Raw genomic sequence first — 15969 nt, 5'->3', positions numbered from 1 at the left:
CCAACGAGCGGTTAGGCGGGGATGGCTAATCTTGGCGTGAGTTCGCAGGCGCTGGACTGAGTTAGTGACGCTGGGCGCGGGCTAAAATCCATCTGGCTGAAATATTGGCTAAGGGCCGCTATGGCTTCTTTTACCTTGGCAGGCTGTTTATCCCGCGCCGAGGTCACGCTATACACGCTGTAGGTGCGTAGTGACCACTCGGGTAAAAGTGTTACCAATTGGCCTGATGCAAGATATTGATGCACTTCGGGCTCTGGCAACACGGCAAAGCCCAATCCATCGAGGGTGAGTTGGATCAGCGTCTGCATATTGTTCACGCTGATACGCTGGGCTGGAAGCTCGATTCGCTCTTGAGTCTGTAAATGGGTTAAGAACTCGGGCTTAGCATAACTGTGGCTGATGCGATTGAGCCCTTGTAAGTCTTCAGGGTGTTGTAGGCTCTGATGCTGGGGAATATAGCTCGGAGCCACACACAGTAACATGCGCCAATCCGCCAAGGGGCGAGCAATAAGGTTCGAATTCGACAGAGGGCCGATGCAAATCGCCAGATCGATTCCTTCATTAACTATATCGATTGGGCCGTCCTGCAATTGCAGATTGAGGCTGATCTGCGGGTGAGCCGCCAATAAATGCGCTAATGGCTGGCTGAGTAAACCACCGCCAAAGCCCACTGGCGCGGCGATTTTAAGCTCCCCCGAAGGCGTGCCCTTTAATGCATGCAGCTGATGTTCGGCGCTTTCTACTATTTTTATGATTTTAATGCAGTTTTCATAAAATAATGTGCCTGCCTCTGTGAGTGTCAGGTGGCGGGTATTACGGTGAAATAGACTAATTCCCATATCCATTTCAAGTTTTGCGACTTGTTGGCTCACCGCCGATGAACTCAGATTAAGCTGTGTTGCCGCAGCGCTCATCGAGCCTTTTTCCGCGATGGCGGCAAACACGATCATGCCCTTGACCATATTTCTATTCATTCTTAAGCAACTCTTACAAGTGATTACTCAAAGTCTAACTTGAGCCGATTGTAACATAGGGATACATTTCCGTATTGAAAATTATTATCATTTACAGGCGATCAAGGGAGATTTGTTGGTTATGTTGTTACGTCGTAAAAAGATCCTCGCACAGCTAGTTTCTGCCGCATTATTGCTACCAGCCACTCAGGCTTTGGCGGATGCCGCACCCGATCAAGACAAGATGATGGAAAGGATTGTCGTCACTGCATCGGGCTTTGAACAGCAAGTGCGTGACGCACCGGCGTCGATTAGTGTTATCACCCGTGAGGATCTCGATACACGTTTTTACCGTGACTTAACCGACGCCATGTTAGAAGTGCCCGGCGTGGTGGTGACTGGTGGTGCCGACCGTCGGGACATTAGTCTGCGGGGCATGGGCAGCCAGTACACGCTGATCCTCGTCGATGGTAAACGCCAGTCTTCCCGCGAGACCCGCACCAACAGCGATGGTCCGGGTGTTGAAGGCGCTTGGACGCCGCCGCTCGCCGCAATCGATAGGATTGAAATTGTCCGCGGCCCCATGTCATCCCTTTATGGCTCCGATGCCATTGGTGGGGTGATCAACATTATCACTCGAAAAGTCCCCAATGAGTGGCAGGGGGAATTACGCCTCGACACCACGCTGCAGGAGAAGTCGGACTCAGGCAATGTGTATCAGGGCAACTTTTTTGTGAACGGTGGCTTGATTAAAGATCTGCTCGGCGTGCAGTTATACGGCCAATACACTCAACGTGAAGAAGATAATATCTACGGTGGTTACCGAGGTCGCGATGCGGATAATCTCACAGCCAGATTTGCCCTCACGCCTAACCAAGACCACGACATTATGTTGGAAGTCGGCATCGCCAACCAAGAGTTGGATAGCACCTTAGGGAAAACCGTTGCGCCATTGGCACCGGGCGCCAGTTGTGGCCGCGGTGGCTGCCCTGCATCGTCGACAACCGAGTATGAAAACAGCACCATTTCGCTATCTCACACCGGACGTTGGGACTTTGGTACCTCGGATACTTATATCAAGCACGAAGTGTACGATAACAAGTCCCGCAAGATGAAAATCAAAAATACCGATGCTCAAACCAGCCTGATCGCTACCTTAGGTGAAAGCCATACCGCCACCTTTGGTGCTGCTTTCAATTATCAAGATCTGACCGATGAAACTGGCAATCAGGTCAGTGACTTAACCGATATTAGTCGCCGACAATGGTCTGTGTTCTCAGAGGATGAGTGGCGTATCGTCGATAATTTTGCCTTAACCTTAGGCCTGCGTTTAGACGATGATGAAAACTTTGGCGACCACCTCAGCCCACGGATTTACGGCGTCTGGGGGCTGACTGAGCACACTACCTTAAAAGGCGGTGTGTCGACGGGCTTTAGGGCGCCGAGCCTGAGGCAAACTGTGCCCGATTGGGGGCAGGTGAGCCGAGGCGGCAATATGTACGGTAACCCGGATTTACAACCCGAAACCTCAGTGAACTATGAGTTAGGCATTTACACCGATCTCACCGATTCCATTACCACCAGTGCTGGCGTGTTCTATAACGAGTTTGAGGACAAGATCACCCGTGTCGCTTGCCCTGCGACTCAATGTACCGATGGGCCAAACCAGTTTGGCGCTAATCCCACCACTTATGTGAATATCGATGAGGCGGTCACCCAAGGGGTTGAGTTTAGTATCGACTATAAAATCCTCAGCAACTTGGCATTGACGGGCAACTACACCTATACCGACTCGGAGCAGAAGACGGGCGCATATAAAGGTAGTCCATTGAATCAGTTACCTAAACATCTGGTGCAATTGTCGGTTAACTATGAGCCGATCGATAAGTTAAGCACTTGGCTGCGGGTTAACTATCGTGGTGAAGAGAGCCAGCCAACCACAGGGCCTTCGTCGAAAAGTTTGATTGCGCCTTCCTATACGCTGTTAGATTTAGGGGCCAACTATCGCGTTAACGACAGCATTAAATTCAGCGCGGGTATTTATAACGCTTTCGATAAGGAAATTACTCAAGAAGAATATGGCTACATCGAAGATGGCCGTCGTTACTGGTTAGGTATGACTTATAGTTTTTAATTTTTTTAAAAAAAACAGCAGCTTATAAAGAAGCTAGCACCTAGCTGGCTTCTTTTTTGATTATTCAATATTCGGTTTACGAATAAACAGGATGCTGAGATCTTGTTTTGGCGTGAACTGTTTTTGTTGGAATTCAAAGGTGAGTGGATCGGTTTTTTTAAGCTCGCCATCAAAACACAGGCTAATGAGATCTGTGGGCTGGGATTTTTTCAGCGTCAGTTTGAAGTCCTTAATCGCCCCTTGCCAGTTATTGGCCGTGACCAAAATATAGCTAAGGTGGCTCCATTCCACGCCATATTCAACATCTTCGCCGTCTTGTTTAACGATAAGGTTTCGCTTCCGAATACCTTGCTTAGCGCTTTCATCTAAACAGGCAAGTTCAGTGTAAGTATCGATAATACTATTGGCAGTATCGGGGATGCCCGTTGAGAGGCTCGGCGTATAACTGTGGCTGATGGAGACAGATTGGCCCGCGGGAAAGGTTTGTTCCCACACAAAGTAATCGCTTAGGGTAAAGGCGATTTGTTGCTCCTCATCCAACCATTCCTTGGGGAGCGCGGGTTTGCCCTTAGGGATTTCGCCATATTCGGCAAAGTAAGCGACTTCATCTATCCCCCAACCAAGCTGTTTCAGCTCGGTAGTAATATCGGTCTTATCGGCGAGTTGGGCGACGAGTCTATGCTCGGTTGGTTGGGTTTTGCCATTCACTTTAAGGGTGAAATTATCAATGCTGCTGTGCTCAGCTGAGCCAAAAAACATCGGCGGCATGGGGAAGGCGATGGGGACGATAAGATCCTGCGAGCTGGTGTTGGTAAACACATAATCAACCCGAACTTCGGCCTCGCTGATAAAGAGTGACTCCTTGTCCATACTGATATGTGGCTGATATTTAAGGGTGATTGAACCATTGGCATCACCAAAACTGCTGTCATTGGCGAAGGCCGCAGAGTTCAGCAGCAAGGCGAGTAAACTGCCGATTAAGGCGCGAATATGGATTGGCATAAACATCTCAAAAAAATAGCAATAAAGATTAGGCGCGTCGGGCAAGTTCAATGGCCGCAGCAATAGCATTGCGCGCCTGTGGGCTGTTCTTCCAGCAAGTGGTGCGTAACATGCTGGCGACTAGGTTGGCGATATCATCGACCTCATGCTCGGCTAACTGCGCGAGTGAGCTAATACCGATTTCTTCAAAGCGTTTAATTACGGTAGGACCAACGCCTTTAACGGCGAGTAGTGCTTGTTTTTCTTGCTCATTAAAACCCATAACGAATACTCCTTTATCACTGGGTGACAGACTCATGCGTGAGTGATGGCAAGCGTAGCCTGAAATGGCGCTAACAAAAAGGCCCATCATGGGCCTTTTGTGCTTTAACTGATATTTACATATCGCAGGGTTTGAGTGGTTTACGCAATTGGGCGCGCACGTTATCCATGCCAGCGTAAAACTCTTTCATCATTAACAGGCCCATCATCTTGCCGTTATCTGTGATGATCAGATTATCGGGATCGGTGGGGTCGTTCTTGATGGCGCCAATCAGCTTCATCGAGGTCATTTCCTTAAACAGCGCGGTGTCTAAGTTTACGCCAAAGGTTTCGCGGAAGTATTTGCGCGACAGACGACCGGAGAACATCCCCAGCAGGAAGCGATATTGCATCACATCTTTTTTGCTGTAGTTCTTCTGTTGCTCGACGCCCATCTTGCCGGCGGCGATCCGCTCTTGGTATTTACGCAGCGAGAAGGTGTTGACGTATAAAGTGTCGTTCAGGAAGCTAAATGAGCCTGAACCCACCCCTAAATACTCATCGTAGTCGATTACATATTCGTCGAAGCCTTCGTCATTTGCTTTACCAAAGGCCCATGCAGACAATTGATTATATTGACCATTTAGACTGTTTAAGATCTGGCGATATTGGTTGGCCATATCCGCCTGTGGCGCGGCCAGTTTGCCCTTAACACTCTTACGCGTTTGGTGCGTAATCATCAGCGGATAGGTGGTGATCTGTCTTGGGTCGAGACGCGAGGCCATGTCTAAATCGTGCTGGATCACTTCATCGGTTTGGCCGCGGAAGCCAAAAATCAGGTCGACGTTGATAATGGGGAACAGCTCCTTGGCCGCCATAATCTTGTCGAAGGTTTGCTGACCAGTGCCGAATTTTTCGAGGCGGTCGGTCATTTTTAAAATATCGTCGTTAAAGCTTTGTACGCCGATGGACATGCGATCCACTAAGCCCTTGAGTTGCTTAAAGCCTGGGCTATCTAAATGCTGTGGATCCGACTCGCAGGACACTTCTTTAATATTTGGGAATAGCGTCTTGGCATGCTCAATGGTGCGTGCGAGTTCGTCTTCTAATACTGTGGTGGTGCCACCGCCAATGTACATAGATTCAAAGTCATAGCCTAAGGCTTTGACCATCTCCATCTCTTTACGCAGAGAGATAAAGTAAGCGCGCGCCTTGTCTTCCTTAAACATAAAACGGTGGAAGGTACAGTATGAACACAAGGTATGGCAGAAGGGCACATGGGCATAAAGCATGTACTTTTTACCTTCGACCGGGGCGGGCATGATGTCGGCGGAGAGCGTATCGAGGCGAAGATTCTTATCGACATAATACTGCATGACTCGTTCCATCGAGCTGAGCATCCAGTTAGGGACGGTAATATTCGCTTGATAAGGCGTTGCGATCGCGCCATTGAGCGTTTGAATAACTGAAGACATAACGATTCCTATCTGAGAGTGCTAACCGTAAACACCGAAATTGCTTTAGGTAATTCACGACCACCTAGCGCAATTAGACTACCTCGTATGGAGTAAGCAAAACGTGAACTGGTTATAAGTTACGGTTTCCTAACAAGGAAATCACTGGCTTTTTGTTAAGCAGATCATGTTTTAGTAATTGTAGATGCATATTTGCTAAGGTTTTTGGGCCTTTGTTATTGAATTTGAGCGATTAACTTTAGGGCTCAATCGAAAGACTGAAATGATAAAAAGTTGAGCTTCTTACTTGTGGGCATTTTGACTTGTACTGAGGGTATCTGGCTGTCATTATCCCTGCGGACACTGCTTAATCTCCTCAAACCGCCTGAAATCTCTTTGGTTAATATCAACCGCTTTTTTCCGCTATTTGCCTTACTTGGGGCGGGTACGGCGTATTTGATGCCCGCGTGGTTTAGCGGATTGAAAACCAGCATAGTGCCGTTGCTGGTGGTGATTATGTTATCCATGGGATTGACCTTAGATGTGCGGGATTTTGCCAATGCATTCAAGCAGAAGCGCGCCGTTATCACTGGCTTAATCTTGCAATTTACCCTAATGCCCTTAAGTGCCTTAGCCATTAGTTTGCTGTTAGGGCTCAATCGTGAATTGACCATAGGCATGGTGCTGGTGGGGAGCGTGGCGGGTGGCACGGCATCGAATGTGATTTGTTATTTGGCCAAGGGCGATGTCGCCTTATCTATCACTATGACGGCGCTATCCACCTTAGCGGGTGTGGTGTTTACCCCGTTGATTATTCAGCTATTAATCGGTGAGATTGTCGCCATTCCTCTAATGGATATGTTAGTCAGCCTTGTTAAAATCGTGCTTATTCCAGTGACTGTGGGTGTGGTGTTGAATCATTTCTTTAAACCGCAGGTGGCTAAACTTGCCCCTGCATTACCCATCATTTCTATCGTGGCGATTGTACTGGCCATCAGCATTATTGTGGCCTTAAATGCGGGGCAATTTGCGCAGGTGGGGCCTGTGATTTTACTCGCGGTGTTTCTGCATAATGGCTTGGGACTCGCCTTGGGTTATACGTGTTGCCGCTTGCTCGGCTTTAGCCATACAGTGTGTAAAACCATTTCGATTGAGGTGGGGTTACAAAACTCAGGTCTTGCGACTGCATTATGCATCAAGTTTTTTAGCCCGCTCTCCGCCGTCCCCAGCGCCATTTTCTCAATTTGGCATAATCTCTCAGGCGCCCTGCTGGCAGGATATTGGTCGAGCTTAGAGCAGAAGAAACAGACAGAGGCATTGGAATAAGCCATTAGATATTTATTTAAGGCTTTATGAATTGAGCTAAAAAGTTTGGCCTAATATCTTGCGATATTAGGCCATTGTTGTGACTTAGCTGGCTCGAATTAGAGTCTAAAATGCGAGACTACGCCTGTTAACTGTTCCTTGGTGGCGGCCAGAGAGGTCGCACTATTGAGGGTCGCTTTACCACTTTGATTTAACTCTTCAACCATTTCGCGAATGGTATTCAAGTTACGATTAATCTCTTCACTCACCGCGCTTTGTTCTTCGGCGGCGGTTGCGATTTGATTGCTCAATCCATTGATATCAAATACATAGGTTGTCAATGTTTCAAGGCTTTCAGTAACCAGTGTGGTGGTATCCGCTGCGTCTTGACAACTCTGTTTGGTCTCATCCATTGCGCTAACGGCTGAATTGGCGCCATTGCTTAGTCGCTCTAACATCTGATTGATCTCAGCTGTGCTCGCTTGGGTGCGAGCGGCGAGGGCGCGTACTTCGTCGGCGACGACGGCGAAACCACGGCCCTGTTCACCAGCGCGGGCGGCTTCGATGGCGGCATTAAGTGCGAGTAAGTTGGTTTGGTCGGCGATATCTCCAATCACATCTAAGATGGTGGCGATATGGCGGGTGTTTTCATTCATTTCCGCTATGTTGTGTGCTGCTACATCAACTTTGCCGACCAGCGCGATAACCGTCTTTGCCGCTTGTTCGACAGCCTTTTTCGACTTATCAGCCTGTTCATTTGCCTGTTGGGTAAAGCGTGCGGCGGAGGCTGCATCACCGGCAACATTATGGGCAGTTGCACTCATTTCGGTCATGGCCGTAACCACTTGGTCGGTTTCTAGCGCGTGGGTTTGCAATGCATGGCTATTGGCATTGGACTGCACATTCAACTGACCAATTTGATCCGACATATGTTCTGAGGCCTGGGCAATATCGGAAATCATATGGCGCAAGTGGTCAATCACTCGATCAAGATCGGCGCCAAGCGCGCAGAGTTCGTTTTGACCACTGATTTGAGTCTTCTGGGTGAGATCGCCAGCAGCAAGGTGCTCTACGACGCGCTTGATTTGATTAACGATATTGACCAAACCTCTGCTCATAAACAGGGCGCTAAGTAAGGAAGCGACTATGGCGATTAGGATTAAACCAAGCAGTAATACCTCGGTAGTATTCACCTTGTATTCAGCCTGTTTGCCAAGTTCATGATTGCGTTGGGTGATCAATTTAACTAATTGATTGATCTCATTGCTAACCTTGGGCCCAAGTGCGCCACGTTCTGGTGTGAGTTCAGGTTCGGTACCCGTTTGTTTGGCGAAGGCTAACTCCTGCTGATAGAGACGCACATATTGCTCTATTTGCGGCAATAGAGTGCGGATCGTTCTGGCATCTTGCCCCATAAAATCGGTGTTAAATCCTGCGAGTTGCTCAACAAGTTGCTGCACATTGCGTTGCTGCAAACTGATGGCGTCACTGTTATGGACTAAGGTGGCTAAACGCAACTCGAAAAAAGCTTCACGCACACTGGTGAAGGTTTCGGCGAGCTGGGTATTGTTTACTAGTTTTATACTAGTGTCATTGAGTTCGGTAAAACCCCTATAGGAGGAAATACCGATAATGATCAATAAAATACTCGCAAACACTGAGGGCAGCGCCGTCAATGTGCTGGTTTTGGCATTGTTAAACATGGTGGCCTACTGAGGTATAAAATCAAGAAGGGTGTAATTGAATTACATAAGTAGCTAGTTTAGCTCCTTGGCTAACCGTTCTGCAACGCGCTTTCTTAATGTGATAATTGCTAATCTAATGTTTTATAAGGATTTGTTTGTTTCCTGTTAGCATGGGATAGCCTAACAGTTGTCATATGTTATGTAATTAAAGTTCAGTATGTTTTCATCGTATTGATTTTAACAATTAAAATGCTGATAGTTACAGTTCATACTACAGTGCATTAACAGTCATAAAGATGATTGTGAAGGAAATCTCAAAAACTCATAAAGCTCTGCGACTATCTTTATCTGTCACTAAAGTCATCGCATTTGTCCCCTAATGTCCCATGTTTTTTATGCCATTCCTGATGAATATGCGCCGTATCACAAAGTAATAATCTGAAATGTAAATGATATCGATTATCAATTGTGATTAAGGTTGTTTTAATATAGATTGTCGGCATTTTTAGTTAATACCTTTTTATCAATGAGTGCCGTCGAGGTTTTTATGGAATGCAGGGCGTTTAAAAAAAGTGCAATTGCCGCAATAGTTTCGAGTTTGTTGATATCTTCAGCTTATGCGGGCGTGGACGCGGAATCTTCTGAACCGATTGAAAAAATTACTGTTTATGGTGAGAAAATCGAACGTAGTCTTAAGGATACGACTTCCTCTATTTCGGTGATTGATAAAGAAGCGCTCGACAGCGGTCAATACCAATCTACTTCAAGCGCTTTATCTGAAGTGCCAAACGTTGTCGTGCTAACGGGTGCAGTACCGGATATTCGTGGGGTTTCTGGCAATGGTTCAGCCTCGGGATTTAACTCTTTTACTGGCGGTGCTCGGGCAAGGGTTTCTACCTTAGTTGACGGTGTCGCAGAGCCTTTCGTGGCCGATCTTACCGGCGATACTGGCCTGTGGGATATCCAGCAAATTGAGGTGTACCGCGGCCCACAATCGACGATTAACGGTCGTAACAGCATTGGCGGCACAGTGTTTATTAAAACAGAAGACCCAACCTTTGATTGGCAAGGGGCGGCTCGTGTTGGTTATCGCAATCAAGATAACTTTATCGACAGTGCGGTGATGCTCTCTGGTCCTATCCTCGATGATGAGTTGGCATTTAGGGTGAGTGGCCAAAATGTAACAGGGAATACCTTCAATAAAGGATTGGAATATGAGACAAATCCCGCCCCATTTGACCTCAATGAACTGAACACCAATCGCTGGCGCGGTAAATTCCTGTGGCAGCCGAGTGCGATTGAGGATCTCAAAGTGCTCTACAGCTTTTCATATAATGATGAGAAAGGTGACTCAGGGCGTAATTATTTTACCGGTGATGATCCTTGGGCGTTTAAACCCATTTTTCAACGTTATATCGAGACTAAATCGACGACTCACTCAGTCAAAGCCGATTATGACCTCGGTGAAGGGCGCGCCTTAGATCTTATCGTTGCCTATATGGACTATGACTGGGGCTTTGAATCCTATGAGGCCCTTGCCACGGCGCAGCAATATGTCGATATGAACGACCAGAGTTACACCGTTGACGGCAAATATAGCTTTGGCCTAAAAGATAAAGATTTCAATGGTTTTGTTGGTTTAGCCTATTTTAAACGTAGCCAAGATTTTGGCAGTACGGGTAGCTCTGTCTACAGTGGTGATGACAGTACTAAGTCCACCTCTATTTATGGTGAAATGACCTATGGGCTTGCCGACTCGCTCTGGGTCACAGTCGGTGGCCGCGTGATGCGTGAGGAGCAATTGCGTAACTTCAATATGCTCTATCAAGGCAGTCAATTGCATGAAAAGCTGGATGATGCCAACACTGTCACCCTGCCGAAGTTAGTGTTGCAGTATGCGCTGAATGACAGCACAACTTTGGCGGCTAGCGTACGTCGTGGTTATAACTCTGGCGGCGGTGCGTTATCGTTAGTCGAAAGTGAGTATTACTACTACGATGAAGAGTACGTCAACACCTATGAGCTAAGCAGTCGCAGCACCTTTATGGATGGTGATGTTAACTTAAGTGCTAACCTGTTCTACAACGATTTTGACGGTTACCAAGCGTCTAATAGTGCTCGCAAAATTACCAATATCGATAAAGCCGTCAGTTACGGGGTTGAGGCTGAATTCAGCGCTATGCTTACCGAAAACCTGCAGTTTATTTCGGGCGTAGGGTTACTCGATAGTGAAATCAAACAAGCGGATCCTAGCTATGGTGACATTATCGGCAATCAGCTGAACTCGGCGCCGCATGTGACCGCCAATGCAGGATTAAAATATTGGTTGGGCGATGCGTTTTCTTTCGGGTTTTCAGGCAACTATGTGGGTGAGTATTATGCGGATATCAATAATACCGAATCACGGGTGGCTGGTGATTATGTGGTTGCTCGCCTAAGCCTTGATTACCAAACCGATAGCTGGAGAATCAGCGGCTTTGTAAACAACCTATTTGATGAGCAAGCGTTGACGGTAAATGAACCCGCTAGCCGCAGTTATCCCGATGGTTATGCAGCAATCATCGATCCTAGAAATCTCGGTATCTCTGTGATGTATCGCTTCTAACCGTTCAGTTTGAAGCTTTTTAGCAATAAAAAAACCTCCACAGCATGCTGTGGAGGTTTTTTGTTTTCAGCGACTTTTACTCTTTATATTTCAAAGTGCCGTTGGCTTTGATTTCGTCGTACCACAGGTTGTGGTGTTGGGTTGCCCAGTTTTCATCACAATAACCAGACACCATACACTCCATACCACCTTCTGACATCACAGTTGCCATAAAGATGTGCACGATAGAGAAAGCGCAGATCACGATGGCACTCACTGAGTGCAATACCAGCGCGATTAAGCTTAAGGTGCGGCTAGGTTCGAAAAGATTTGGGAACAGTAACAACATACCCGATGCTGAAATGATTAACCCGAACAGAGCGAAGGCCCAGAACCACATTTTTTCACCGGCGTTAGCAAAACCTGCATCAGGGTGCTTACCTTTGAAGGGACCAAAGTTAATGTAACCACCGACAACGAGGAACCACTTCACGTCGTACATTTTTGGCAGCTGGTTCTTCGCCCATAACACTGTCATCAATGCCCAGCCGATCATGAACGGAATCGCCATCACATCGTGGATTTGCTTAGCGCCATAAACTATGGCTTCCCAGATGCCTTCGCCCAACCAAGGTTGGAAGAAGAAACGACCCGCTAATAAGGTTAAGCCCGTTAAAATCAACATTAAGCACGGGATTGCGCCTAACCAGTGGATTGAAACGTCAAACTTTGACCAGCGATACACTAGCTTGCCCGAAAAACCATGGTGTAGCTTGGATATGCCGTTCACCTTGATAAATAAGACAAAGATAATGATCATGCCGAATAGCGCCGCCATTAAAGCGGGCGCTAACCAGTCGCTACGCAGCTCCAGCACGCGCAGATCATAGGTATTGATCGGTTGTGCGTGGAACTCGCTGTGGGAGGTAGTGTATCCCGTGGCGCCGTCCTTCAGCTGTGCCCAAATTTGGGCATCAGAGGCTTGAGGTTGGAGCGCTTGTTCATCACCACCATTGGCTAGACACACGGCACTAAATAGCAGTGCTATGGCTAAACCTATGTGTTTGAACCATTTGTTCATCATACATCCTCTCTCGCTTAGTGGCGCCTGCTAGCAGGCGCCAGGCTAAGTCTGTGGACAGATCCTGTGACCTGAATTAATTCCAAGCCGCGTTTTTAGCGCCACGGTAAGCCACACGCTCACGGAAGATGCTAGAAACCACTTCTGCATCACCCGCTAACAGGGCCTTAGTCGCACATAGTTCTGCGCACATTGGCAGTTTGCCCTCGGCAATACGGTTTGAGCCGTACTTCTGGCGCTCTGCCTCTGAGTGGTTTTCTTCTGGGCCGCCGGCACAGAAGGTACATTTATCCATCTTACCGCGGCTACCAAAGGCACCTTTTTTCGGGAACTGTGGTGCGCCAAATGGACAGGCGTACAGGCAGTAACCGCAACCAATACAGGCATCTTTGTTGTGTAGCACAATGCCGTCTTCGGTTCTGTAGAAGCAGTTTGCAGGGCAAACCGCCATACATGGCGCGTCTGAGCAATGCATACAGGCGACAGAGATTGAAGCTTCACCGGGTTGACCATCGTTGATAGTCACCACGCGGCGGCGTTGGATACCCCACTCGAGAGCGGAATCGTTTTCGTTTTTACATGCTGTGACACAGCCGTTACATTCGATGCAGCGCTTGGTATCACACAAAAATTTCATTGTAGCCATAGTGGCAATTCTCCTAGCTTAAGCTGCACTTACGCTTTAACAATCTGACAGAGCGACGCTTTGGTTTCCTGCATTTGAGTCACAGGATCATAACCATAGGTCAGTGCCGTGTTAGCGGATTCACCGATAACGTAAGGCACAGTGCCTTCAGGATAGTTAGGCGCTAAGCTTTCACCGTGCATCACACCCGCAAAGTGGTATGGCATAAAGGTCACACCTGGTTTAACGCGTGGCGTTACCATGGCTTGTACTTTAATGCGGCCACCTTCGGCGCCCTCTAACCACACAAACTCACCGTTGCGGATACCGCGGTCGGCTGCGTCTCCTGGGTTGATTTCAACAAACATTTCCTGTTGAAGCTCAGCCAGCCATGGGTTAGAACGAGATTCTTCACCACCACCTTCGTATTCCACTAAACGACCAGAGGTCAGTACCAGTGGGTACTTGCCACTGAAGTCTTTCTCTTGGATTGACTTGTACAGTGTTGGCAGACGATGAACTTGCATATCGTCGTAGGTTGGGTACTTAGCCACTAAGTCACGGCGTGCTGTGTATAACGGCTCGCGGTGAACTGGCACTTGGTCTGGGAAAGTCCAAACAATACAACGGGCTTTAGCGTTACCAAATGGAATACAACCGTGCTTGATAGCGACGCGCACGATACCGCCTGATAAGTCGGTCTTCCAGTTGCGGCCTTCGGCTTCGGCTTTTTCTTCCGCAGTCAGGTCATCCCACCAACCGAGTTGTTTTAGCAGCTTATCGGTAAATTCTGGGTAACCGTCTTGGATCTCGGCACCTTTAGAGAAAGAGCCTTCAGCCAGCAGGTTTTTACCATTGTATTCAACGCCATAACGAGCACGGAAGTTACCACCGCCGTCTTTAACGTGTTTGGATTGGTTATACAGAATTTGGGTACCAGGGTGTTTAGCTTCTGGTGTGCCCCAACATGGCCAAGGTAAACCGTAGGTTTCGCCTTTAGCTGGGCCGCCGGCGGCTTCGAGCGTCTTGTTGCTGAAAGTGCCCCAGTTTTGGGTGTGCAGCTTGATACGCTCAGGGCTTTGACCTGTCATACCGATGGTCCACATGCCGCGGTTGATTTCGCGGGTGATCTCTTCGATAACCGGTAAGCCGTTTTCTTTGGCGATGCGTTTAGTGTATTGCTCGGCGATACCGAGTTTTTGCGCTAAACGGTACATGATTTCGATGTCGGTTTTTGACTCGAATAAAGGTTGGATAACCTGCTCACGCCATTGGATAGAACGGCCTGAGTTAGACACTGAACCTTGAGTTTCAAACTGAGTCGCAGCAGGTAACAGATACACGCCATTCTTACGACGGTGCATAACACCCGCCATGGTTGGGAATGGATCGACAACTACTACTGTGTCCATCTTGTCTAAGGCATCACGCACTTCACGTTGACGGGTTTCGGTGTTGACCGATTGACCCCAGAAGAAGGCCATACGGATGTTGTCTTTCTGTGCCAGCTTGCTCTTGTCTTCTAACACGCCATCGTGCCAGCGAGAACAAGGAATACCTGGGGTGGTCATTGGATCTTTGCCTAAATAGGCGTTTTGATCGAAGCGGCTCTTCACCCACTCCATATCCAGATCCCACACATGGGTCCAGTGAGTCCAAGCGGCTGAGGTTAAACCGTAGTAACCTGGCAGGTTGTCGAACAGCAGACCTAAGTCAGTCGCGCCCTGTACGTTGTCGTGGCCACGGAAAATGTTAGTACCGCCGCCAGAAACGCCCATGTTGCCTAAGGCTAGTTGCAGAATACAGTAAGCACGGGTGTTAGCGTTACCAACGTGGTGCTGAGTACCACCCATACACCAAATCACTGTACCTGGACGGTTTTCTGCCATCAGTTTTGCGGCTTGATAAACCACTTCTTCGCTTACGCCAGTGATATCCGCCACTTCTTTAGGTGGGAATTTTTTCACTTCTTCGCGGATGGTTTCCATCTCGAATACACGTTGTTGGATAAAGGTTTTATCTTCCCAACCGTTTTCGAAAATGTGCCATAACATACCGTAGATAAAGGGAATGTCGGTACCTGGACGAATCGCGCAGTGCAGATCTGAGTGCGCTGCAGTGCGAGAGAAACGTGGGTCAACAACGATAATTTTCGCGTTGTTTTTCTCTTTGGCGATCAGAATGTGTTGCATCGATACTGGATGCGCTTCCGCTGGGTTTGCCCCGATCAGGAAGATAGCATTGGCATTCTGAATGTCGTTGAAAGAGTTAGTTTGCGCACCGTAACCCCAAGTGTTAGCAACACCGGCTACCGTGGTAGAGTGACAAATACGAGCAGAGTGGTCGACGTTGTTTGTGCCCCACATGGCCGCCAGTTTGCGGTACATATAGCAGCCTTCGTTAGAGAACTTAGCGCTACCCATAAAGTACACAGAATCTGGGCCAGATTCTTTACGAATGTTGAGCATTTGGTCGCCCACTTCGTTAATCGCATCTTCCCAAGAGATTTTTTTCCACTTGCCATCAACCAATTTCATTGGGTATTTCAGGCGTTTTTCACCGTGGCCATGCTCACGCAGTGCAGCGCCTTTCGCGCAGTGACCGCCGGCATTGAATGGGTGATCGAATGCGGGTTCTTGACCTGTCCACACGCCATTTTGCACTTCGGCATACAGACCACAACCCACAGCACAGGCACTACAAATTGTACGTTTAACTTCGATTGGCGCATCGTGTGGCACATCTTTGGCTTCTGCACGGCGCATCATGCCTGTACCCAACAGAGAAGCGGCTGCGATACCACCGGTAGTAATACCTGCTTGCTTCATAAATTGACGACGGCTAATGCCTAACGTCGGTTTGTCGGCCACTTGGGCGACATCGGACTTGCGAGTTAACTTCATCGC

11 protein-coding genes are annotated in these 15969 nt (G+C 48.1%); 3 read left to right on the top strand and 8 right to left on the bottom strand.

Annotated elements, in window-relative coordinates:
- Nucleotides 1–11: 11 nt before the first annotated feature.
- Nucleotides 12–974 (bottom strand): LysR family transcriptional regulator, encoded by a 963-nt coding sequence (locus EYR25_RS16640; RefSeq protein WP_133181547.1) that lies wholly within the window; start codon nucleotides 972–974, stop codon nucleotides 12–14.
- 121 nt (nucleotides 975–1095) lie between these two features.
- Between EYR25_RS16640 and EYR25_RS16635 the strand changes: the two genes are divergently transcribed.
- On the top strand, nucleotides 1096–3087 hold the full coding sequence (locus tag EYR25_RS16635; protein ID WP_133181545.1) for a ligand-gated channel protein: 1992 nt from the start codon (nucleotides 1096–1098) through the stop codon (nucleotides 3085–3087).
- A 60-nt stretch (nucleotides 3088–3147) separates the two neighbouring features.
- Here the strand turns inward: EYR25_RS16635 and EYR25_RS16630 are convergent, their stop codons facing one another.
- From EYR25_RS16630 to EYR25_RS16620, 3 genes are all read right to left on the bottom strand, one after another.
- Nucleotides 3148–4089 carry a DUF4424 domain-containing protein gene (locus EYR25_RS16630; RefSeq protein WP_133181543.1) on the bottom strand — a complete coding sequence of 314 codons (942 nt, stop codon included), beginning with the start codon at nucleotides 4087–4089 and terminating at the stop codon, nucleotides 3148–3150.
- A 28-nt stretch (nucleotides 4090–4117) separates the two neighbouring features.
- Nucleotides 4118–4351 carry a helix-hairpin-helix domain-containing protein gene (locus tag EYR25_RS16625; protein WP_133181540.1) on the bottom strand — a complete coding sequence of 78 codons (234 nt, stop codon included), beginning with the start codon at nucleotides 4349–4351 and terminating at the stop codon, nucleotides 4118–4120.
- A gap of 115 nt (nucleotides 4352–4466) precedes the next feature.
- The gene (locus EYR25_RS16620) at nucleotides 4467–5804 is read right to left on the bottom strand and encodes a coproporphyrinogen III oxidase family protein (RefSeq protein WP_133181538.1); all 1338 of its coding nucleotides are present in this window, start codon (nucleotides 5802–5804) and stop codon (nucleotides 4467–4469) included.
- 375 nt (nucleotides 5805–6179) lie between these two features.
- Here EYR25_RS16620 and EYR25_RS16615 point away from each other — a divergent pair, with 375 nt between their 5' ends.
- On the top strand, nucleotides 6180–7109 hold the full coding sequence (locus EYR25_RS16615) for a bile acid:sodium symporter family protein (RefSeq protein WP_133182927.1): 930 nt from the start codon (nucleotides 6180–6182) through the stop codon (nucleotides 7107–7109).
- Nucleotides 7110–7207: 98 nt separating this feature from the next.
- Here the strand turns inward: EYR25_RS16615 and EYR25_RS16610 are convergent, their stop codons facing one another.
- Nucleotides 7208–8791: a methyl-accepting chemotaxis protein gene (locus tag EYR25_RS16610; protein ID WP_133181535.1), complete on the bottom strand. Its 1584-nt coding sequence runs from the start codon at nucleotides 8789–8791 to the stop codon at nucleotides 7208–7210.
- A 529-nt stretch (nucleotides 8792–9320) separates the two neighbouring features.
- Between EYR25_RS16610 and EYR25_RS16605 the strand changes: the two genes are divergently transcribed.
- Nucleotides 9321–11378 (top strand): TonB-dependent receptor, encoded by a 2058-nt coding sequence (locus tag EYR25_RS16605; protein WP_133181532.1) that lies wholly within the window; start codon nucleotides 9321–9323, stop codon nucleotides 11376–11378.
- Between the two features lie 76 nt (nucleotides 11379–11454).
- Here the strand turns inward: EYR25_RS16605 and EYR25_RS16600 are convergent, their stop codons facing one another.
- From EYR25_RS16600 to EYR25_RS16590, 3 genes are all read right to left on the bottom strand, one after another.
- Nucleotides 11455–12438 (bottom strand): formate dehydrogenase subunit gamma, encoded by a 984-nt coding sequence (locus tag EYR25_RS16600; RefSeq protein ID WP_133181530.1) that lies wholly within the window; start codon nucleotides 12436–12438, stop codon nucleotides 11455–11457.
- Between the two features lie 76 nt (nucleotides 12439–12514).
- Nucleotides 12515–13084 carry a formate dehydrogenase FDH3 subunit beta gene (gene fdh3B / locus EYR25_RS16595; RefSeq protein ID WP_011627524.1) on the bottom strand — a complete coding sequence of 190 codons (570 nt, stop codon included), beginning with the start codon at nucleotides 13082–13084 and terminating at the stop codon, nucleotides 12515–12517.
- A gap of 29 nt (nucleotides 13085–13113) precedes the next feature.
- Nucleotides 13114–15966 (bottom strand): molybdopterin-dependent oxidoreductase, encoded by a 2853-nt coding sequence (locus EYR25_RS16590; protein ID WP_133181527.1) that lies wholly within the window; start codon nucleotides 15964–15966, stop codon nucleotides 13114–13116.
- Nucleotides 15967–15969: the final 3 nt, after the last annotated feature.

This window comes from Shewanella decolorationis, assembly GCF_004354305.1.
In the GTDB taxonomy this organism is placed as follows: Bacteria; Pseudomonadota; Gammaproteobacteria; order Enterobacterales; family Shewanellaceae; genus Shewanella; species Shewanella decolorationis.
Note: the sequence above shows the minus strand (reverse complement) of the source record. Positions and strands in the feature narration are given on the sequence as shown.